Origin of the sequence: Terriglobus saanensis SP1PR4 (assembly GCF_000179915.2) — a bacterium.
GTDB classification, from domain to species: domain Bacteria; phylum Acidobacteriota; class Terriglobia; order Terriglobales; family Acidobacteriaceae; genus Terriglobus; species Terriglobus saanensis.
Genome location: NC_014963.1, coordinates 1,705,416 through 1,727,065, shown reverse-complemented (window position 1 = coordinate 1,727,065; position 21,650 = coordinate 1,705,416). Strand labels below are relative to the sequence as shown.

The 21,650-nt window shown below is 57.0% G+C and carries 17 protein-coding genes; 8 read left to right on the top strand and 9 right to left on the bottom strand.

Features of this window, described 5'->3' with window-relative positions; genetic code table 11:
- Positions 1-428: 428 nt before the first annotated feature.
- The 3 genes from ACIPR4_RS07180 to ACIPR4_RS07170 all read left to right on the top strand — a co-directional run bounded on the left by ACIPR4_RS07180 (position 429) and on the right by ACIPR4_RS07170 (position 6,003).
- Positions 429-3,614: a TonB-dependent receptor gene (locus ACIPR4_RS07180; protein WP_187290261.1), complete on the top strand. Its 3,186-nt coding sequence runs from the start codon at positions 429-431 to the stop codon at positions 3,612-3,614.
- Positions 3,615-3,676: 62 nt separating this feature from the next.
- Positions 3,677-5,035: a Gfo/Idh/MocA family protein gene (locus tag ACIPR4_RS07175; protein WP_013567994.1), complete on the top strand. Its 1,359-nt coding sequence runs from the start codon at positions 3,677-3,679 to the stop codon at positions 5,033-5,035.
- A 5-nt stretch (positions 5,036-5,040) separates the two neighbouring features.
- Positions 5,041-6,003 carry an aldose epimerase family protein gene (locus tag ACIPR4_RS07170; RefSeq protein WP_013567993.1) on the top strand — a complete coding sequence of 321 codons (963 nt, stop codon included), beginning with the start codon at positions 5,041-5,043 and terminating at the stop codon, positions 6,001-6,003.
- Position 6,004: 1 nt separating this feature from the next.
- On the opposite strand, the gene ACIPR4_RS07165 is transcribed toward ACIPR4_RS07170, so the two are convergent.
- From ACIPR4_RS07165 to ACIPR4_RS07150, 4 genes are all read right to left on the bottom strand, one after another.
- Positions 6,005-8,683 (bottom strand): ABC transporter permease, encoded by a 2,679-nt coding sequence (locus tag ACIPR4_RS07165; protein WP_013567992.1) that lies wholly within the window; start codon positions 8,681-8,683, stop codon positions 6,005-6,007.
- The gene (locus ACIPR4_RS07160; RefSeq protein ID WP_013567991.1) at positions 8,680-9,027 is read right to left on the bottom strand and encodes a PadR family transcriptional regulator; all 348 of its coding nucleotides are present in this window, start codon (positions 9,025-9,027) and stop codon (positions 8,680-8,682) included. Before ACIPR4_RS07160 ends, ACIPR4_RS07165 begins: the two co-directional genes overlap by 4 nt.
- Before the next feature lie 207 nt (positions 9,028-9,234).
- A complete protein-coding gene (locus ACIPR4_RS07155) occupies positions 9,235-10,092 on the bottom strand; it encodes an NAD(+)/NADH kinase (protein ID WP_013567990.1) in 858 nt (285 codons plus the stop codon).
- Entirely contained in the window at positions 10,085-10,885 is an 801-nt protein-coding gene (locus ACIPR4_RS07150) for a TlyA family RNA methyltransferase (RefSeq protein WP_013567989.1), read from the bottom strand. Before ACIPR4_RS07150 ends, ACIPR4_RS07155 begins: the two co-directional genes overlap by 8 nt.
- Before the next feature lie 211 nt (positions 10,886-11,096).
- Between ACIPR4_RS07150 and ACIPR4_RS07145 the strand changes: the two genes are divergently transcribed.
- Both ACIPR4_RS07145 and ACIPR4_RS07140 read left to right on the top strand, forming a co-directional pair.
- Positions 11,097-11,639: an RNA polymerase sigma factor gene (locus tag ACIPR4_RS07145; protein ID WP_041585968.1), complete on the top strand. Its 543-nt coding sequence runs from the start codon at positions 11,097-11,099 to the stop codon at positions 11,637-11,639.
- Complete coding sequence (locus tag ACIPR4_RS07140; protein ID WP_013567987.1) at positions 11,639-12,538, top strand: anti-sigma factor; 900 nt, start codon at positions 11,639-11,641, stop codon at positions 12,536-12,538. Before ACIPR4_RS07145 ends, ACIPR4_RS07140 begins: the two co-directional genes overlap by 1 nt.
- A gap of 63 nt (positions 12,539-12,601) precedes the next feature.
- On the opposite strand, the gene ACIPR4_RS07135 is transcribed toward ACIPR4_RS07140, so the two are convergent.
- The 3 genes from ACIPR4_RS07135 to ACIPR4_RS07125 all read right to left on the bottom strand — a co-directional run bounded on the left by ACIPR4_RS07135 (position 12,602) and on the right by ACIPR4_RS07125 (position 15,426).
- On the bottom strand, positions 12,602-13,945 hold the full coding sequence (locus ACIPR4_RS07135) for a YncE family protein (RefSeq protein ID WP_049780796.1): 1,344 nt from the start codon (positions 13,943-13,945) through the stop codon (positions 12,602-12,604).
- A 150-nt stretch (positions 13,946-14,095) separates the two neighbouring features.
- Positions 14,096-14,767 (bottom strand): YdcF family protein, encoded by a 672-nt coding sequence (locus ACIPR4_RS07130; protein WP_013567985.1) that lies wholly within the window; start codon positions 14,765-14,767, stop codon positions 14,096-14,098.
- Between the two features lie 14 nt (positions 14,768-14,781).
- Entirely contained in the window at positions 14,782-15,426 is a 645-nt protein-coding gene (locus ACIPR4_RS07125; RefSeq protein WP_013567984.1) for an L-threonylcarbamoyladenylate synthase, read from the bottom strand.
- Positions 15,427-15,507: 81 nt separating this feature from the next.
- On the opposite strand from ACIPR4_RS07125, the gene ACIPR4_RS07120 reads away from it, so the two are divergent.
- A complete protein-coding gene (locus tag ACIPR4_RS07120) occupies positions 15,508-16,302 on the top strand; it encodes a TrmH family RNA methyltransferase (RefSeq protein WP_013567983.1) in 795 nt (264 codons plus the stop codon).
- Positions 16,302-17,639, top strand: coding sequence for a replication-associated recombination protein A (locus ACIPR4_RS07115; RefSeq protein ID WP_013567982.1), 1,338 nt, complete (start codon positions 16,302-16,304; stop codon positions 17,637-17,639). Before ACIPR4_RS07120 ends, ACIPR4_RS07115 begins: the two co-directional genes overlap by 1 nt.
- A 1-nt stretch (position 17,640) precedes the next feature.
- On the opposite strand, the gene ACIPR4_RS07110 is transcribed toward ACIPR4_RS07115, so the two are convergent.
- The gene (locus ACIPR4_RS07110; protein WP_013567981.1) at positions 17,641-18,321 is read right to left on the bottom strand and encodes a DsbA family protein; all 681 of its coding nucleotides are present in this window, start codon (positions 18,319-18,321) and stop codon (positions 17,641-17,643) included.
- 190 nt (positions 18,322-18,511) lie between these two features.
- On the opposite strand from ACIPR4_RS07110, the gene ACIPR4_RS07105 reads away from it, so the two are divergent.
- The gene (locus ACIPR4_RS07105) at positions 18,512-19,426 is read left to right on the top strand and encodes a heme-binding protein (protein ID WP_013567980.1); all 915 of its coding nucleotides are present in this window, start codon (positions 18,512-18,514) and stop codon (positions 19,424-19,426) included.
- Between the two features lie 66 nt (positions 19,427-19,492).
- Here ACIPR4_RS07105 and ACIPR4_RS07100 read toward each other — a convergent pair whose 3' ends face one another.
- Entirely contained in the window at positions 19,493-21,619 is a 2,127-nt protein-coding gene (locus tag ACIPR4_RS07100; protein WP_013567979.1) for a protein-disulfide reductase DsbD family protein, read from the bottom strand.
- Positions 21,620-21,650 lie beyond the last annotated feature (31 nt).

Sequence of the window (21,650 nt, the reverse complement as noted above, 5' to 3'; positions counted from 1 at the left end):
AAGTTGTGGCATTCCCGAACGAAATGAACCGGATGATTCTCAACGCAAAAGCTTAGATCATAAGATCTTTTTCTTTCGTTTCAGCTTAGGCCAACCCCCAGCCCTGCACCTACCAGACGGGAACTGTGCCCTATCTCGATGGGGTCGAAGCTATGGAATGAGAGATCTGAATTGTCTTCCATTCTATTGCCGACACTTCACAAAAAGAGATGAAACGATTACAAAAATTCTACAAAAGCATTGTCAAGATACAAAACGTAATGCATACTAGGTCAACTTCCCTCATCGCTGAGCTGTTCTAACCCCTCTGACACTGGCACCCCTAGCCGTTGATGCACCACTGGAGGCTCTTCATGTATTTTTCGCACCGAAAAGGCTTCTCACTCTCTTCGAACCGGTGTGGGGCTTTATTTTTTTATAAGCTCCGGTTGTTCCTTGGTTTCGCGCTTCTCTGCTTTGCAACGCACATGGCGCTCTACGGGCAGACGGTGAATGCCACACTTCGCGGAACGGTGACGGATACCTCCGGTAGCGTGGTTCCTTCCGCAGAACTCAGTCTTCTTGAGCCTGCCACGGGACAAGTCGTCCGCCAGGCGACTTCCACCGGCAACGGAGACTTCGAGTTCAGCGAGTTGAAGCCGGGAACCTATCAGCTTCGCGCTACCTCCAAAGGCTTCAAGATGTTTGTAGCGAATAACATCCTGCTGGAGAGCGGACAGATTCGCCGCGTGGATACGCAGCTTGCTTTGGGTGAGGCGGCAGATGAGATCGTTGTCTCCTCTGGCGCTGCACTGATCGCGACAGAGTCCGCGACAATCCAGGGCGTCTTCACCGGAAAGCAGCATGACGAATCGCCCCAGGCGACGATCTATCCCACCACTTACTCGATGCTGACGACTTTATCCGGCGTTCAGGGCGGCACAGGGTCCCCTATTGCCAACGGGCAGACGCAGTCCCAACAGACACAGACCTTCGATGGCATTCCGAACGATCTCCAGGGCGCACAAAGCAATAACGCGAACTTCTTCGAAGAGGTCTCTGCGACTCTATTCAACGCTCCAGCGGAAAGCAGTGTGCCTGTTCAGATCAACGAAGTGACGAAGCGTGGAAGTAACGCATTTCACGGTCAGGCCAGTTACCGCATCTATGATTCCGTCTTCAATGCGATGGGCTACTTTGACACGACGAAGACGTCTTTTCTACAGCATGAATGGAATGTTGAGGCAGGCGGTCCCATCTGGAAAGACAGAACGTTTTTCTACGGCCAATGGTTTGCCCAGAGAATTCCCCTTGGCACGCAGTATCAGGCGAGCGTGCCAACGAATGCATGGCGAGGCGGAGTCTTCGCAACCACCATCATCGATCCTACAACCGGACAGCCCTTCGCACAGAACACTATCCCTACAAAGCGTATGAGTGCGGTTGCGCTGGCCTTTCAAAACAACTATCTTCCCGCGCCGAACGTCGCTTCGACTACCCAGGTCAATGATTATGCTTACCACTTCCCTTTCAATAGCGACCTTTATCGCGGAGACTGGCCGCTTGCGCGCATCGATCATAACCTGACGAAGAATAACTCGATCTTCGTGCGCTGGCTGATGCGGCAAACTCCTTATGTCTTGAACAATGGTCTTCCCGCCCTTGTGTGGACCCGCCTGAGACGCCACCAACAATGGGCCGCGGGCGATACGCACGTCTTCAATCCGCGCTTGCTGAATAACTTCCGTTTCGGATATTCGACGGATTACATGGTCGATGGGCAGAGCGAAGCTGGGCAGACACCCCCCGACGGCAGTAAAGTTCTCACTGCCACCGGTCTTCTCGGATCCAATCCAAGCGGGCAGACAGGTCAGGGCTTTCCAAGCATCAGCATCACTGGCTTGACAGCACTTACGAATGTTCCCGGAGGTGTGAAGGCAAACAACAGTATCATCACGATCAATGACTCCATCAGCTGGCAGGTAGGGCGTCACGTCTGGAAGTTCGGTGGCAACGTCGAACACTTCGATAACTTCTACGGCAGAATTACAGACTACGGAACGTTTACCTTTGACGGATCCATCACGGGCAGTGCGTACGCGGACTTTCTCCTGGGTCTGCCTCGATCAAGCCAGCGCACCAATCCTCTCGGGGATCGTGAGCAGACCCTCACAGAGTACGGACTCTATGTGGAGGACTCTTTCAAGCTCACGCACAAACTGACCTTGGATTATGGCGCACGTTGGGACCTCTACGGTACCCCGGGCGCACCCGACCATCTGCTGTATAACTTCGATCCCGCCACGGGTAGCGTCCTTGTGGACCCTGGAGCCATTGCTCAGGTCAGCCCGCTCTATCCTTCCAATATCTCCGTCAAGGCAGGAGCAGTCCAGGCCATTGCAGCCAAAAGCAATTTTGTTCCGCGTCTTGGCGCCGCATATCAGTTGACGGACCATTCTGTTCTTCGGGGAGGCTACGGTATCTATATCTCCCGATTCGGTGCCGCCGGAGCTTTCAATAACTTCCTTCCCATCAACCCTCAACTAGGATCGACTGGGCCCTTCGCCCTCTCGGAAACCTATTTCCAAAACACACCAAGCCCGACCACTGCTCCCCTTCTCTCCTTTCCCAATCCTTATCCGTCCAGCACCGCGTTTGCGACTGTACCCAGCCAAAGCGTTAACGGCTATCCGAGAAATGTTACGAACGGACATATTCACCAGTTCAGTGGCACCTATGAAACTGAGTTCAAGAAGATGGGCTTTCGCGCATCGTATGTCGGTTCGCGCAGCACTGGACTGAATTACTCTCTGAACATCAATCAACCTCAGCCAAGCACAACCCCCTTCACGACGAGCCGCAGGCCCTATCCGAATCTCGTTACGGCCACGATGCTTCGCTTCGATGGTGGCGCGAAATACGACAGCCTGCAGATCGATGTGAAACGACGCGCCGGTGGCTTTACCTTCAACGCCAACTATTCTCTCGCGCGCAGCAAAGCTAATTATCTGGATACAGAAAACCCCTACGACGTTCTTAGCCACTGGGCGAACGACGGTCTGACGCGTAGACACTACGCAGTCGGCAGCCTCGCTTATGTTCTGCCCTTCGGCAGAGGCCAGCGCTTCCTTGGCACAGCCAATGGAACGATGGACCGAGTGATCGGTGGATGGTCAACGAATGTCATCACCTATCTTGCTTCAGGAACGTACTTTTCACCGTCGTTTTCGGGATCGGATCCGACCAATACGAATACCTTTGGCGGCCTGCCCGATCTGATCGGCGACCCGAATAACATTCCAGGCGGCAAAAGCAAGACCAACTGGTTCAATACCGCAGCCTTTGCTGTTCCGCAGGCTGGCCATTTTGGAAACGCTTTACCGAATAGCCTGGAAAGCCAAAACCTCTATCTCACGCACCTCTCCCTGATCAAACACATCGCGCTGACCGATCGTGTAAAGTTCCAGTTCATTACGCAGATGTCGAACCTCTTCAATCATCCTCAGTTCCTCGCTCCCAGTGGAAGCATCTCCGTAGCGGGTGGCAATCAATTCACAAGTCAGGTTGGTACCTTCAGTTCCCTGGAAGTAGCCAAGCCTAGACAGATCACGTTTCAGGGAGCATTTATCTTTTAGCGCTCCCGCTTTCATTCCGTAACGGTCGAGATTTAATCCAAGCAGAGGTACAGGAGATTTTCATGAAGCGAATCAACGAAGGCGCTCGGGCGGATAGTTCGAGAAGGGACTTCCTCCGCCTGGGCGCAGTGGCTACGATCGGTGTCGGTGCCACTGCTAGTATTCCCGCACATGCTCTGGCAAGTTCCACGATGGTAAATGTTCCCTTTGAGGCGAAAATCCCTCGCATCGCCATCGTTGGCGTTGGTGGACGCGGGACTTCGCTGCTCAAGAATCTACTCGGCACGGATGCGGAGATCGTTGCAATCTGCGACATCTTCGAGGAGAAGGCCAGGCATGCACAGTCCCTTGTAGAGGCAGCGGGTCATAAGAAGCCGGAGATCTACTTTGGGAATGAGCATTCCTTCGAAGATCTCATGAAACGTACCGATGTCGATCTGGTCATCGTTGCAACCTACTGGAACTGGCACGCGCCCATCGGCGTTGCTGCGATGGAGAGCGGAAAGCATGTGGCCTTGGAAGTACCCGCCGTTACCACGATGGCGGACTGCTGGAAGATCGTCGACACCTCCGAGAAGACACGCAAACACTGCCTCATTCTGGAAAACTGTTGTTATGGCTACGAAGAGACGCTCGTGCTTCGCCTAACCCACGCAGGCGAACTGGGCGAGCTTCTTTACGGAGAGGGCGCGTATCTCCATGACCTCCGCAACATCTTGTTTTCCACTCAGGGTGAAGGTCTCTGGCGCAGGGCGGAACATACAAAGGCCAATGGCAATCTCTACCCGACGCATGGGCTGGGCCCGGTTGCCAACTATATGGGGATTCAACGCGGCGATCGTTTCGAGCATATGGTGTCGATGAGTTCGCAGCAGAAGGGCTTGGATCTTTATCGGAAAGACGCCGTCAAAGCGGGCGATCCTCGTTGGGCTGAGCGATACGTCACCGGCGACATGAATGTTTCGCTGATCAAGACCTCCCTGGGAAGAACTATTACCGTCAAACATGATGTCGTCAATCCTCGCCCCTATAGCAGGGTCAACTCGATCGCTGGAACCAAGGGTGTCTTCGAAGACTATCCTCCCCGCATCTATGTCGATGGCCAGGCGGGAGGAGAAAAATATGGTTCGCTTGAAGCCTGGAAGAAATACGATCATCCTCTCTGGAAAAATGAGGGAGAGAATGCCAAGAAGATGGGAGGTCATGGAGGAATGGATTTTCTAATGCTCTTTCGGTTGGTGCAGTGCATGCGCGAAGGTCTACCGCCCGACATCGACGTCTATGACGCTGCGGCATGGTCTTCCATCGGTCCGCTCAGCGTGCGCTCTGTCAGCACTGGAAGCGCACCGGTCGAGGTGCCCGATTTCACACGCGGGCACTGGCGCGATCGCAGTGCCTCCGCCATCGCACTGCAGGCATAAGAACTATGTTTTTTCAGAACGGCTCCATCTCAGCCACGATCGTTCCGGAAGAGGGCGGCCGCGTTCAATCGCTGAAGGACCAGGCAACGGGTCTCGAATTCCTTTTTCAGTCACAACACCTGCGTGTCGCGCAGGCACCTTCTCTTCACGCACGCTTCCAGTACGGAGCTTGTGCTGGAATTGAAGAGTGTCTGCCGAGCGTTGGTGCGTGCAATGAGGAAACAATCGGTGGCGCGGTTCCCGATCATGGAGACTTCTGGCAGCTTCCGTGGATGGTGGAAGAGGCCTCCGCCAAATCGAATCTCTCCCTCTCCGCGCAGGGCTTCAGTAGACCCTTGCTTTTTCGTAAGAACATTCATCTGCTCGGTCGATCTTTGCGCATGAGTTATAGCGTGGAAAATGTTGGAGCCAAGTCTGAATCATTTCTTTACGCATGCCATCCTCTGCTTGCAGTCGAGGCCGGTGACCGAATCGTTCTTCCCGAAGAAGTAACAAGCCTGATACTCAACTACTCTCGCAACCATCGCCTCGGACAAGCGGGTGATACCGTGACCTGGCCCATAAACGAGACATCTTCCGGGCCTATCGATCTAAGCCAGACGCTTTCGTATGAGTCTGGCGTCGGGGAGATGCTTTACACCTCACGCCTGAATCAAGGATGGTGTGGGCTTTATCGCGCCTCGAAACAACAGGGCGTCGTTCTTGTCTTCGATACCATGCAGCTTCCGTACCTTGGGGTGTGGCTCTGCTATGGCGGCTGGCCTGAAGGGAGTGAAGATCCGCTGCAGTATGCCGTTGCGTTGGAACCAACGCTCGCACCGGTTGGTACGTTGTACGATGCGCAGTTGCAAGGCATCGCCTGCGAACTTGCACCGCGTGCAAGCTTTAGCTGGACCATCGATTTTCAGATCTCGCCAAACGGGTTGACCTTGGAGGCGTTTCGCGGCTTTTGCGAATCCCTGAGTTAGCTCACTCCTCCCGCATGAGTTTGGATGGATCCACAGCAAGCGCTCGCCGGGCCGGGATGGCGGATGCAGCAATGCCGAGCAGAGCCATCGTGAGCACCGCGCCGCCCACCACAGCCGGGTCCTTTGGATTTGCGTGATAGACGATCTCCCCCAGAAGGCGACTCGCCGAGATGCCCGCCAACAGACCCAGCACCGATCCGATACTGAGCAGCCCCATGGGACGTCCCACGGCAGCGCTCATCACCTGTGTCTTCCGCGCGCCTAGTGCCATTCGGATGCCGAGCTCTTTCTTTCGTCGACTCACGTTGTAGGCAGCCATGCCGAAGATGCCTGTCACCGCCAACATCGCCGCCAGCAGACCCATGGCGCCCAGTGCCACAGTGGCCGCGCGTGCGGGGAATAACTCCCCTGCGAGCTGGTCGGACCAACTCAACACCGAGATCGGCACATTTGGCGCGATGTTACTGAGAGTGTGTTCCAGTGCCGCCGCCATCTCCTTGGGCGTGCGCTGTGAACGCACCACGAAGACCGCTCCGCCATCTTCGCTTTGCGACAGTGGCAGATACACGACAGGCTGCGGAGACTCCGTCAGATCGTGATATTTGCCATCCTCCGCTACACCGACGACTTCCGTAAGCTTGCCCTTCAGCATGAAACGCTGTCCAATCGCTGGCGCCCGGTCCCACATCTTCTGCGCGCAGGTTTCGTTCACAACGGCTACGTAGGGTGTATTCGCGGTGTCGTGCCATGAGACATCCCGCCCACGCAGAAGGCGAGTGCCGGCGGTGCCGAGGTATCCGGGAGACATCGAAAAAACATACGGTGCCAGCACAGAGTTTTTCAGCTTGAACTCTGTCGTACCCGGCGAGAAGATCGGGATCCCGTGCAAACCGCCTGTCATAGGCGTTTGGTTGACCATGCCGACGGCCGTCACGCCGGGGATGCTCCGCACCGCCTCAAGTACTACCTTCTGCTTTTCAAGTGTGGCGTCCTGGATCGCCACGTTCTCCGGCACAGCATCGTTTGCCTGTTCCACCGGGCTCAGGTCCAGATAGGCGAGCATTGCGCCCTCTGGCTTTATCCCCAGAGGAGTATGAAGCGCCTGGATCATGCCGCGTACCGCAACGAACGAGGCTGTGACTAACAGCATGCAAATCGCAATCTGCACACCCAGTAAAAGATCTCGCAAGGTAAACCGATGCAAGTGCGTTGACTCCGTTTGTCCGCCCTTCATCGCCAGCATGGGACTGCTCTGCCACGCCTGCCGCGCCGGCACCAGACCAAAGAGCAGCGTGCTTCCGAGCGTCAACACAAGGCCAACAAGATACACACGGACATCCACGCTGACCGTTAGGCTACCCACGAACAGAGAGGATCGATTCAACACGCCCAGCAGCAGGTAGGCGCTCCCAAGTCCCGCCGCTCCTCCTATCAACGAGACGACAAGGGCCTCGGTCAGGAGTTGTCGCACCAGCCGTCGCCGACTCGATCCCAGGGCCACACGAAGCGCCAGCTCGCGACTGCGATCCGCAGCACGCGCCGCAAACAGCGTGGCCAGATTCGCACACGCTGCCGCCAGAACCAGAAGTGCAAGCAAGCTCACGCTGTAGAGAAATCCGCGGATTACATCGCCTTCATCCCCGATGAGTCCTGGATGGATCAGACGCAACGGCTGCCCGTCGTCGGTCTCGGGATACTCCTTCGCCAGCTCGGCCGTAACTGCATTCAGATTCTCCGTCGCCTGCTGTTGTGTCACACCAGGCTTCAGTCGGCCAAGCACCGTGATGTAGATCGATGTCCGGTTATGCAGGTAATCAGAGTTCTCCAGCTGCTGCTCGTTCATCATGGGAACCCAGTAGTCCGGCCAGCGAAACTTCTCCGTGCCATGGAACTGGGCCGACGTCACCCCAACCACCGTAAACGGATGCTTGTCGAGTTCCACAACGGTCCCAACGATGCCTGGATCTGCATGAAACGTGCTTCGCCATAGGGCATTGCTCAACACAACATAGGGCGCTGAGTTCGGGCCATGCTCATCCGCTTCGTGAAAGAAGTGGCCGGCCTCTGGCTGCACGCCCAGCATGTCGAAGTAATTGCCAGTCACTTCATAGCCGGAGACCTTCCTCACCGAGTTGCGCCAGTTCAGCTTGGCATTTGAGTAGCCGTACATCCCAGCCATTCCGCTGAAGGTGGTGTTACGCCGACGGAGATCTTCGAACGTAGGGTAGGACGTCGTCAACAATCTTCCGACCATCCACTGCTTATGGCGCACCTGGTAGAGACTCTGCGGATCGTGCACCTCCAGCGGGTGCAACAGGACTTCATTCAGCACACCGAAGACGACGACGTTTGCACCAATCCCCAACATCAGCGTGGCTAACGCTACGACAGTAAAGGCGGGAGACTTTCGAAGCACGCGAAGCGCATATCGAACATCCAGCAGCAGGTTCTCTATGAAGGGAAGGCCCTCTTCCGCACGATAGTTTTCCCTAACCGTCTCTACCGCACCGAACTTCACGCGGGCCTGTCGGCGAGCTTCCGTGGGGCTCATCCCGGCACGAAGGTACTCTTCTGCTTGATGCGCCAGATGAGACTCCATCTCTTCTCTAAGCCGCGCGTCGCCGCGGCGTCTCGTAGCCAAATTATGAAGACGTGTGAAGAAGCGATGGAAGAACCTCATGCCAGATCCTCCGCCTTCACTTCAAAAAAACGCGCGATGATCGCCGCGGTCTGCTCCCAATCGCGTTTTTCCGCCTCCAGCAGTTTTCGTCCCGCGCGCGTCAAGCTGTAGAAGCGCGCTCGACGGTTGCTTTCTGAAGGTCCCCACTCGGATGCGATCGCGCCTTCCTGCTCCAGCCTGAGCATGAGGGGATAGAGCGTGCCCTGGTTGACCGCGAGCAAGTCGCCGCTGATCTGTTCAATGCGCCGCGCAATACCATATCCGTGCAACGGTCCCAGAACATCGAGGGTCTTCAAAACCATCAAGGCCAGGGTTCCTTGCTGAACATCTTTCTTCTGACCCATGCGACCCGTCCAGTGCAACGCTCATTTTGGTTACCAACAGGAGAATGCCATAGCTTTATTGGGAAAGCAACAGGTATGTTTTGAATTCTGAGTGCCGCTGATTTCTTGAGAGAAAGAATTGTGAAACAGGATTCTCTGCTCAAAGCACAGAGGGGCAGCAGATTCCGCTGCGCTACGGAATGACAAATCAAGACATCGGGACGTGTTTTAGCGCTGGCCCCATTTGAGCTTCGAGCGGAGGACGCTGAAGAGGCCGTGTTCGCCGAGGCGGATCATCCGGACGCTGTACTGTGAACGTCGACAGTGAAGCGTGTCGTTCAGCTTGAGCTCTACCGCTTCCTGACCGTCGACCGTGAGGTAGGTCTGATCGGCGATGCCTTCCACGGCGACGGAGATCTCCGCGTCTCCCGGAACGACGATGGGGCGGATCGTAAGCAGGTGGGGACAGATCGGTGTAACAATTAAAGCGTTTACACTGGCCATAACGATCGGGCCAGCCGCCGCAAGGTTGTAAGCAGTGGATCCGGTGGGTGTGGAGACGATGATGCCATCGGCGCGGAACTGGGCTACGAGCTGCTCATCGAGCCGCACCGTGTAGTCGCCCATGCGCGCAATCGCGCCCTTCGACATGACGACGTCGTTCAGCGCATCCCACTGCTGAAAGATTTTGCCGCCGCGCCATAGTTCGGCGTGCATCATGGCGCGTTCATCGATGCTGCATTTTCCCTTGATCCATCCGTCCAGTGTGATGTAGAGCTCGGAAAGAGGGACCTCTGTAAGGAAGCCGAGCGAGCCAAGGTTGATGCTGAGGATGGGGACGTCATAACGTGCGAAGGCACGCGCGGCACTCAGCAGCGTCCCATCTCCGCCGAGGACGATGACCAACTCCGGGTTCTGCGCCGGCATGGTGGCGCGGTCGCAGCAGTTCGGCATACCGAGGTACACGCCGCTGGTGGGATCGAGGATGGCTTCGTAGTCGCGCTCACGAAGCCACAGAAGGAGTTCTGGCAGGAGCGTGGCAAGCTCAGGTTTCTGCGGTTTCGAGATAATGGCAACTTTAGGCATTCGAGTCCAGTGTAACTTCTTCGCCTGCTATACCGAAGCGAACGTACAGAAGGAACTCGTGATTGCCTTCCATCCCAGTAATCGGAGATGGGATGACATCCGTGTGATTCGCACCGAGTTCGATAACGGTTGCGCGGACGCGTTCGATGGCGATCTGATGAGCTGCGGGGTCGCGGACGATGCCGCCCTTCCCTACGTGTTCGCGTCCCGCTTCAAACTGGGGCTTGACGAGGATGACACCGCTTCCCTGCCAGGGTTGTTCCGGCTCGCTAAGGGCAGCAAGGACGGGTGGAAGAATGAGCGAGGCTCCGATAAAGGAGACATCCATAGCGAAGAAGACCGGGGGCAACACAGCTTCGCGAAGCAAAGAAGAGGGTCCCAGCTTACGTGCGTTCGTGCGCTCCATCAGGCGGACGCGCGCATCGGCGCGGAGTTTGTGGGCGATCTGTCCGTAGCCCGTGTCCACAGCGAGAACGGTGGCGGCACCCTGCTGCAGCATGCAGTCCGTGAAGCCTCCGGTGGACGCCCCGATGTCGACTGCAGAGATTCCTGTAACGTCGATCTTCCAGTACTCCAGCGCGCGTTCCAACTTGAGGCCACCCCGGCTGACGTAGCGCATATCTTCCCCAAGAAGGCGAATGACGGACTCTTCGGCGATGGGCGTGCCAGGTTTCTGGATCTTCTGTTCATTGACGAGAACGCGCCCGGCGAGGATCAGTGCCTGCGCACGTTCGCGGGATGGCACAAGGGCGCGATCCACCATAAGTTTGTCGAGTCTGAGAGTAACTGGCATGAGACTGAGACGCCGAGAAAAATCCTTGCGCTCCCTTGAGGGTACACTGTGCCTATTCGTTATTGAATCAATAGAATGTTGCGCGGCTGAGGCATCTAATGCCTGTTTTCAGGTCTCCAATCCACTGCTAAGAGTACTTTCGGAAAAGAAAAGATGATGGCCGTATCATCCGAGGACGACTTCGATGCGTTCTATCTATAGAGACAACGACATGCCGCCACCAAACCCTCCGATGGGAGAGGACCTTATTCTCCTGTCTCAGGTGCAGCGTGGCGACGAACGTGCGATGGCGGCCTTGTACGATCGATATTCGAAGATCGTCTATTCCGTTGCTTTGCGTGTACTGCGCGACCCGGCGGCAGCCGAAGATGTTTTACAGGAAGTTTTCATGCAGATTTGGCGCAATCCCGACAGTTTCGCGAGCAGCCGTGGAAGTATGGGCGGATGGCTGGCTGTAGTTGCGCGGAACCGCTCGATCGATGTGCTTCGCAGGCGGAAGCCGCAGGATTCGGTAGACGATGTCGTTCTTTCTTCAAAGTTCAATCTGGCAGAGGACTCGCAGCGCAATCTAATGATGGAAAAGGTGCGTGCGCTGATCGGCACGCTCCCCATGGACCAGCGCAATACGCTGGAGATGGCCTTCTTCGATGGTCTGACACACTCTGAGATTGCTGAGACAACCGGGGACCCCCTTGGCACCGTGAAGACGCGGATACGCGCAGCACTGATTGTGCTGAGAAAGGCTATGCAGTGATGGGAAACCGCAGAGAATTTACCTCCGATGACCTGGCGCTGTATGCCATGCAACTTCTGGAGCCAGAGGAAATGCGTGCCGTAGAAGCTTTTCTGGCAACGTCGGCGGAAGCGCGCGAAGAACTCGCACGAACCAGCGGCGATCTTGCCGCCTTTGCCCTGAGCGCCGAGGCGCACGAGCCGCCAGCCGCAGCACGACAGAGATTATTAAAACAGGTAGCACGTGAGAAGAAAGCAGTTCCATTTGCAGCCTTCGACTCCAACGTCGACCGTCAGACAGCCGCACCGACACAAATCTTTCGTTCACTGGAAAGCGATTCCTTTGAGACCGGGAGGGGGAGTTTCGAGCGCGACGAGAGATTCGAAGATCCAAAGCGTGGTGTGTTTGGCCTTGTCTTCCCCTGGGTAGGTTGGGGAGCTGCAGCGGCATTGGCGCTCTTCAGTCTGTCCATCTACAAAGAACGCGACAGCTTACGGGAGAAAGTAGGAACCCAGGCTGCAGCGCTTTCTACCGCGAGCGAAAGTACAGAGCGGGCGCAACTGGTGCTCGATACGATCGTGAGCGCCTCCACCCAGCGCTTTACCCTGACGAAGACGGACGTAAAACCGCCTTCCACAGGACGTGTTCTCTATTTAGCCGCCCGGGGGTCGTTGGTCTTCCAGGGAAGCAATCTTGATCCGCTCCCTGCAGAGAAGACCTACGAACTGTGGTTGATTCCTTCTGGCGAAGGCGGGCAGCCTATCCCGGCTGGAACCTTCAAGCCAGACCAGCGTGGATACGCCAGCGTGATTCTTTCCGATCTTCCGAAGGGTATCGTCGCCAGCAAGTTTGGCGTAACCATTGAAGAAGACGGCGGTGCACAGACTCCCACCATTCCGATTGTGATGATCGGACAGTAAAGTAGACAACAATACCAAAGGGCAGGCCTCATCGAGGCCTGCCCTTTATTGCGATTTTTCTGATTACTGAGCCGTGACGCGGACCGCTACGCCTGTTCCAAGGAGAGGAATCGTGGTGGTGATGGTATCCGTATTCGTGTTGATGATCGTGAGGTTCTGGGTGTCCGAAGCGGTGACATATACCTTGCCTGTAGGCGTTCCGCTGGTGGCTACGATCCAGTTCAGGGTTCCGCCTACCGTGATCGTCTTAGTAGCCTTCAGGGTGGTCAGATCAACCACCGTAACCGTACCATTCTGATTCGCAATGTAGGCCTTATTCACATCCTGCAGGACAGTCACCATGACAGGATTGACACCGACCGGGACCGTTCCGAGAACTGTGCCAAAGCCGACTGCATCAATGGGGTTTGCGGTGTCGCAGTTGACATCGCCAACGGCGGTGATGCTTGAGCAGAGGGGAATACTCAAAATACTGAGAGAGCCTGCCGTTGTACCATCCCCTGCGTTGAGCACAACCATTTCGTTGATATTGTTGGCAAGATCGGCCCACACAGGATTCGCGCCGACCGCAATGGTTGCGGCGGGAAGCGCAGAGGTGATGTCGAGTGCGTTGGTCTGCGTATTGATCACCGAAACGGTGCCGTCGGTCTTATTGACGACGAAAGCGCGACGACCGTCGACGTTCATGATGCCGTAGACGGGATTGCGACCGACGGTGATGGTGTTTGAGATGGTGTTCGTGGAAGATTCAATCGCTGTGGCCGTGCCTGTGCTAACGCCCGGCGTAGCCCCCTGTGCCAGTGCGTAGAGACGGTTCGCATTGGTGGAAGCACTGGAACTGGGGAAGACTACGACATAAATCGGATTCAAGCCAGTGGGAAGCTGCTGCCGGAAGGCTGGCGGCTGGCCGATCGTCGACGAAGAAACGGTGGAACTACCTGGCTGAGCTGCATACAAGAAGCTGGCGTTGGCCACTGCGGAGATGGGGTTGGAGCCAACGATCAGGGAAGTATGTTGAATCGCATTGGTCATCAACGTAGGGGAGACAGAAAATGCATCGATAGTGTCGTTGCACTTGCCAGTGACAGGGGTACCCGTCGCATCTCGCTGACAGTGAAGAACATATCCATCCGAGCCGGAGGAGCCGAGGGCAAAATAGCTAGGGTAGGTTCCAAGATCGGCGTTGACGAGGAGTGTGTCTCCAAAGACATCGACGATCGTCAAAAGACCCGCCGCACCATTTCCTCGATCTGAAACGGCGACAGCATATTTTGTCGTCTGGGTGGCGGGACCAACTGGATTGATCGCACTCACGACGGGGCGATAGGTGGCTCCGCAACCTGCGAGCGCGAGCAGGGTTGCCGCAAGTGCAGCGCTACCAGCAGATCGTGCGATGAATGAACTCATACGAGCGCCACGGATGGAGCTTGTTACAACCGAATTTCTTTCGACTTCTAAACGCAAAACTGCTCCTACGAGGTGCGGCGAATCGTGAGTCTGAACCCTCTTGATTGTAAATCAGGAAGTCTTCCAGCGACGGCGTGCTCTACAGGAGGGCTACCCGGCGTCTTCCCTGCCTTCGAGCCAGCGATGGAGCCAGCCGATGTTCAGGTGCATGCGGAGGAAGGTGTAACTGAAGATCTCGTGCATGGTGCGGGTAAAAGCGTCGTAGGCAGAGATCCGGCCCAGCGTGGGACGTGGCGAGGTCAGCACATCCAGTCCCTGCTCGTGGCAGAGTTCGCGTATGCGGAAGAGATGGGTGGAGTCGCTGACGACGACAATACGATGCAGACCTCTGACGTGGGCGATAGTAGCAAGGCTTTCCGCCTGCTGCTCGGTGTCGATGGAGCGGGTTTCCGCGATGATGTGGTCGAAAGGAATCCCGTTGGCGAGGAGATAATCCCGGCCGACGCCCCCCTCCGTGGCGCCGGAGCGCTTGTCGCCACTGCCGCCAAGAGTAATGACGATGGGGGCGATGCTTCGGCGGTAGAGGGTCACGGCGTGGTCCAGGCGCGCGTGGTAGACCGGCGAGGGATGGCCGAGATACTGCGCCGCGCCAAAGACGGCGATCGCGTCTGCCCCACGGGCTTCATCCCCGCGAGCGACGCGGTTAATTTGAAAATAGACCCAGCCGCACCACGCGATGCAAAGAAGCAGGACGAATAGAAAAAACATCCAGAGGGGATGTGATTTCTTCGTCTCTCCGGCATATCTGCGACGTGCGGCCATGGTCTCCGTTCCTTTTAGTGCTGGAGGGCGAGGGCGATCTCGTGCGTAGGAATCGCACCTTCGCGGAGGATCATCCAGGAGTTGCCGCCGCCGGAGAGGTCGACGATGGTGGTGGCAATGGACCGGGCCGTGGGCCCTCCATCGACGATCAGGGGAATCTGGCCACCGAGTTGGTCGCGCACGCAGGCGGCGTAATTGCACTCGGGCAGACCACGCAGGTTGGCCGAGGTCGCGGTGATGGGAAGACCCAGTTTCTTGACGATGGCGCGAGGGATGGCTGCTTCAGGAACGCGGAGAGCCACATTGCCGGTGTGCGCGGTGACGCGTAGAGGGAGGCGAGAGCCCGCCTTCACGATGATCGTCAAAGGACCGGGCCAGAATTTCTCTGCGAGCTTATCGAAGGCGGTGTCTACATCGCGAGCCAGTTCGTAGGCGTGGGCGGTATCTGCGATGAGGAGGGAGAGTGGCTTGTGCTTAGCGCGGCCCTTCAGCTCGTAGATCTGTTCCACGGCACGGAGGTTGACCGGGTCAACGGCCAGGCCGTAGAAGGTGTCTGTCGGGATAGCGGCAACCATGCCACTCTCCAGGCAGCGGACGACGTGCTGCACGAGTTCGGGCTCGGGCTCGTCGGCGTTGATACGTAACATCTCTGCGGTCAAAGAAAAGCTCCTACGGCAAATGGGAAGGTAATGCGGTGCAGCTAGAATACAGCCCGTCTCGTGTTGCCGAGGCGGATGTTCGTGCAGCGTAGAATCTGGGCTATGACGGCGGTGGTCACGAGCAAGACAAATCCCAGGGTGAAGCAGCTGCGAGCAGCCTTTGAAGGGCGTCGAAAGCTGGCCGAAGGCCAGATCGCAATGGAAGGCCCTCACCTGATGGCTGAGGCCTTGCGGAGTGGTATGGAGCTGAAAGCCATCTTCGTCCGTGAGGATGCCCGGGAACTCCTTTCTCAACTGGATTTAGCAGAGGAGAACGCGGTGGTGCTGTCGCGCGAGGTCTTTGCCAGCGCGGTGGCGACGGAGAGCTCCCAGGGGATCGCCGCGCTGGCGTATCCCCCCGAAGCACGCATGCCGAAGAGGTCTGACGGACTTTTTCTTGTGCTTGAGCGTCTCCAGGACCCGGGAAATCTCGGAACTCTGGTGCGATCGGCGGAGGCGTTTGGAGCTGCCGCTGTACTCTGCCTGCCGGGGACGGCGGATGTGTGGAACCAAAAGGCACTGCGCGCGTCGGCGGGATCTGCGTTTCGGATTCCTGTAATTGCGGTAGAGATCGAGCGTCTGTTCGCTTTGCAGAACGCTGGAATGCGGTTCATTGCTGCGGTAGCTCGCGAAGGTGGCACTCCCGAAGCCATCGACCTGCGGGGAGGGTGCGCCGTGATGATTGGCAACGAAGGGGCCGGGTTGAGCGTGGAGTTGCTGGCGCTCTCCGACGAACGCGCGACGATTCCCTGCCCCGGCGCAGTGGAGAGTTTGAACGCAGCGGTCGCGGGATCGCTTCTGCTCTATGCGGCTTCAGTACAGCGGAGGCAGACCTGATGGACCTTTTTGGCGCAGAGACGCAGCCGAAGCGCACCGAAGAACGGATTGCGCGAGACGCTCCATTGCCGGAGCGTATGCGGCCTCGTACTCTGGATGAGTTTGCCGGGCAGACTCATCTGGTCGGGAAGGATGGGCCGCTACGTCTACAACTGGAGCGCGACGATCCTGCTTCCATGATCTTCTGGGGGCCGCCGGGTACGGGTAAGACGACGCTGGCGAAGATCGTGGCGCGCATGACACAGGCCAGCTTTATCGAATTTTCCGCGGTGATGAGCGGCATCAAAGAGATCAAGCAGGTTATGGTGGACGCGGAGAAAGCAGCGGCGATGGGGTCGCGCACGATCCTCTTCATCGACGAGATTCATCGGTTCAATAAGGCGCAGCAGGATGCCTTTCTACCTTATGTCGAACGTGGAACGCTGCGGCTGATTGGCGCGACCACGGAGAATCCTTCGTTCGAGATCAATGCGGCTTTGTTGTCGCGATGCCGCGTGTATACGCTCCGTGGATTGTCGGAGAGCGAAGTGATCGTGCTGATGCAGAGAGCGTTAGCCGATGAAGAACGCGGCCTTGGGGCGATGCATCTGGGGACGGCAGAAGGCTCGCTGGAGATGATTGCGAGCTACGCCAGCGGGGATGCGCGTTACGCCCTGAATGCGCTGGAAATGGCCACACGCATTGCGTCGGCACGCGGTGACGGGGCATTGACCAAGGAGACCGTTGGCGAGGCCCTGCAGCAGCGCGTCCTACTCTACGACAAGCGCGGGGAGCAGCACTACGATCTGATCTCCGCGCTGCATAAGAGCGTGCGCAACTCGGACGCGGACGCTGCGCTCTACTGGTTAACGAGGATGCTCGAAGCGGGTGAAGACGCGATGTACGTGGCCCGGCGCGTGGTACGGATGGCCGTGGAAGATATCGGCCTGGCGGCTCCTGAGGCCTTGAACCTCTGCCTTAGCGCTCGTGATGCCATGCATTTTCTTGGGTCTCCTGAGGGAGAGCTTGCGCTGGCACAGGCCGTGGTTTATCTGGCGCTCGCGCCGAAATCGAATGCGGTCTATATGGCGTATGCTGCTGTCAAGGCCGATGTGGCCTCGACAGCAGCAGAGCCTGTCCCACTGCATCTGCGGAACGCGCCAACAAAGTTGATGAAGGAACTCGATTACGGCAAGGGATACGAATACGCGCACGATGTAGAAGGAAAGGTGGCTGCGATGGAGTGCCTGCCGCCTTCACTTGCAGGTCGCCGGTATTACCACCCTACGAACGATGGGCGAGAGAAATTACTGGCACAGCGCATGGAAGAGATCCGACGGCTGCGCGAACGACGCTAAATTATCGCGGATGCGCTGGGGTTGTAGAAGACACGGACTTCGTCTGCGCAATCGCACCCTGGATCACCGCAGACAGTTGGGTGGGATCGCTGGGTCCTTCTTTTGTCCCGCACACTACCTGATAACCATTATTGGTGACGACCACCACCGTCGGAGTAAACATCACATTCAAGCGCCGACCCAGGTCGAAGTCAGCCTTTACTTTCGCTGCTAACTCCCCTGCAGGATCGATCACAAAAGGCATTTGCTGGCCGTGCTGCTGCATCCAGTGAGTCGTGAAATTGCGCAGATCGTCTTTACTCCCAATCGACATCTGCGAGGCAAAGACTGCACTTCTGTATTCACTGGCAAGCGTGGGATTGACCTTGTCCTGAAGATAGCGCGCAAAGACGGCTCCATCGAAGGTCCAGATATGAGCCGCAATGGGAAAGTCATAGCGGATCAAAGGCACATGATATTTCTGCGTGGCCTCGATCTCGATCGGATGAGCGTGTGCGCAGGCGGGGCAGCCCAGATCTTCAAAGACGATTACCGATACCTTGCTCCCTGCTTTCGGCCGGAGAATCGAAGTATCTCGGAAGCTATCCCTTGGCCCCGTACCTGCAAACTGCGCCTGCATGGGCGCACCGAAAGCGAAAGCGGAGATAAGTGTGAATGACGCGAACAAATTCCTTAGACGCATGAGAACTCCGACGCGGGAATAAATAACAACCTCAGTTTAGACACTTTTTATCTGGTGATCACACAGAGACTCATCGTTCTGAAGGATGTTCATCTTGCATCGGGAATAGACCGTCGCTCCGCTTGTCTCTCTCTGCAGCAATCGCTTTTGCGAGTGCCTTGTCGCAACTGCGACCCAGGAGAAGTGCGCCATGTCCAACAATCGCCCCACAACTAGAGCCTCTGCACCCTTTGACATTGAGCATCCCAAACTCGGGCCACTCCGCGAATTTCCGGGAAGCTGGATGGGACAAGGATTCAACCTGATTGCACGTCCAGATTTCAAGCACGGAAAACCATTCTTTCTTGAGATTAATAGCACTCTTGAGGATCTCCAGTTCACACTTATCGGCGGCGATATTCCCGATCGGGGCTCCGAGCAGGTTGATATCAATGTGCACGGTTTGAGTTACCTGCAGAAGGTAGCGGATGGGGCGACTCATGGAGCGCTACATATCGAAACAGGTATGTGGATCAATGTCCCGGCGACCACGGACCCCAAAGAACCACAAACGGTGGTGCGCCAATCCACCATTCCGCACGGCAATTCGCTGCTGGCACAGAGCACATTCATTACTGAAGTCAAAGGGGGACCAACAATCAATCCGGTCGATTCCTTTCCTTTCACGGACGACACCATTCCGGGATTAAATACACCAGCCCAGAAAATCATCACCGATCCGGATTATGTGGGGCCGTATCTTAGTGCGCCACTGCCTCCATTTTTGCCGCAGGGGCTCGATGCCAAAGCGACCAACCGAAATCCGAACCTCGCTCTGCTGGCGGCGATCAAAGATCAGAACATTACACATACCACTGTGATTCAGGTCTCTACCGTTGCTGCTCAAGGCTCAACGGGAATTCTGAATATTCCCTTTATCGTTCGAAATGCCAATGCGTTGCAGATGGATGCCATCTTCTGGATTGAAACCGTACAACCCACAGATGGCGAGCCATTCCTGCAACTGCAGTATGTACAGCGGGTCATTCTGGACTTTCCACCGAAACCCGGCGCTCCGATTATTCACTGGCCCCATATCACCGTGGCAACACTTGTGAAGCAGTAAGACCACAAAAGAAAGAGCAGCCATTGGACATGGCTGCTCTTCCGGCTTCTGCGTAGGGGCTTCAATCTACTTCAGGTTGCGATCCAGCGCGGAGACAACGATATCTTTGCTCAGAACTTCGGGGAGCACTTCTGGTTCTTTCGCAGCATCTGCAGGATAGACCACGTACGTGGGCACGCCGTTGCGATGCACCGCAGCCAGCTCTGCCGTGATGGCAGGATCGTACTGTGTCCAGTCGGCCTTGAGCAGGGTCACGTTCCGTTCGTGAAAGCGCTCCTGCACATCGGTGGAGTTGAGAACGAGGCGCTCGTTCACCTGGCAGCTCAGGCACCATGCCGCGGTGAAGTCCACAAAGACCGGGTGATGCGCGGCGCGTGCTGCAGCGATGGCTTCGTGCGAGTAGGGCTGCCAGACGGCGTGGGCTTCGGGCTTCTCGCGCATCAGGAACGGTACAGACGCGGCGAAGACCGCAATAAGAGCGGCGACCAGCGTGCTCTTCCAGCCCGCGGGCCAGCGATAGAGTACCCATCCCGCAATGGCGACCACAAGCAGACCGACGAGCAGCCATGCCAAATTATCGATGCCCAAGGCTGAAGGGAAGAGCTTGGCATAAAGCCAGCTAAGCCAGATGACCGTACCGAAGAGCGGGACAGAGGTGAGTTGCTTGAGCGTCTCCATCCATGCACCAGGACGGGGAAGGATTTTGGTCCACTCCGGGCGAGCGCTGAGGATGAGGTAGGGCGACGCAAGGCCCAGCGCGAGGGATGTAAAGATGGCAAACGTGATCCACGTAGGCTGCGTCAGAGCAAAGCCAATGGCCGCGCCCATGAGCGGAGCCGTGCAGGGAGTGGCCACCACGGTGGCAAGAACCCCGGTGAAGAAGCTTCCGGCATAGCCTTCTTTCTGCGCCAGACCGCCGCCCGCACTGGTCAGCGAAAGACCGAGATCGAACATGCCCGCGAGTGAGAGCGAGAAAAAGAAGAGGAAGATCGCAAGGATGGAGACGAATCCTGGCGACTGCATCTGGAAGCCCCAGCCAAGTTCGCTTCCGCCCGCGCGCAATGCCAGCAGTATGGCAAGGATCGCCCAGAACGAGACCACGATGCCCAGCGTGTAGACCAGGCCATGCCGCAACGCCTCCTTGCGCTCAGCCCCATGATTCTTGACCAGGGCAAGCGCCTTGAGGAAGAGCACCGGGAAGACACACGGCATGAGATTGAGGATGATGCCGCCCAGGAAGGCGAGACCGATGGCGGTCAGGGCACCCATTGCGTTGGAGGGTGTCGCCGAGGTTGCGGACGTCTTGGGTGCTGCCGTGCCGGGTTTAATGGGCGAATCGATCTCGTACGATTCGTCGTCGGAGAGTTTGACGAGGCCGTGAAGGGTCTTGGGCAGTTCCTTCAGATCCGGCGAGCGTTGAATATGGATGCGAATACCGTCGTCCAACGGCTCCGTCTCTTGATCGGCGGCGTTGAGGATCTGGTCCTGAACGAAGGGATAGAACTCCCCATCCGTCTCCTTGGTGCCAGTGTGGAACGTTAGGACGAACTCCTTGGGCGTGCCGACAACTTCCGTGCGGAAGTCAGCCAGCAACGGCTTAGGCAGATGCGAGAGCGCAGAGGCAAGAGGCCCAACGGCCATGGCCGCGGTGGAGTCGGTCTTCACTCGCTCAGCCTGCACGGCGGGAACGATCTTAAGATCGATGCCTAGATTGGCTTTGCCGGGGAGGCAGCGATTGCTGCAGACGAGCCAGTCGACCTTGGCAGTCAGATGAATCGGTTTGGTGGAGAGTTTGGCGTTCTTGGCGGCATGAACGGTGATGGGAAAGGTGACCGCGTCTTCGTACCCAAAATCCATAAGCGGCGCCAAAGGTAAACGCTGCGGCGCGGGAAAACGTAGCTCGTCTACGGTGAGGTCGTGCGGGACGGTCCAAACTGCTTTCGGAGGTTCACCTGAGTCGCCCGCGTTCTTCCAGTAGACGTGCCAGTGTTCTTCCAGCGTAAAGACGAGGCCAAGTGTAACTTCCCCGCCCTGTGCAATCTCATGCTGCGATGCGATCAGTTCGACCGTGAGGTGATCGGCCTTGAACGGACCAGGACCACCGTTGCCGACAGCTGTGATCTGAGAACCAGCCTGGGCACCCACGCCTAAGGCAAAAAGAACCGACGCAACAATGGGGCGGAAAAATCGCATGTGCTTTCTATTCTAGGTGGTCTCGTCTTGA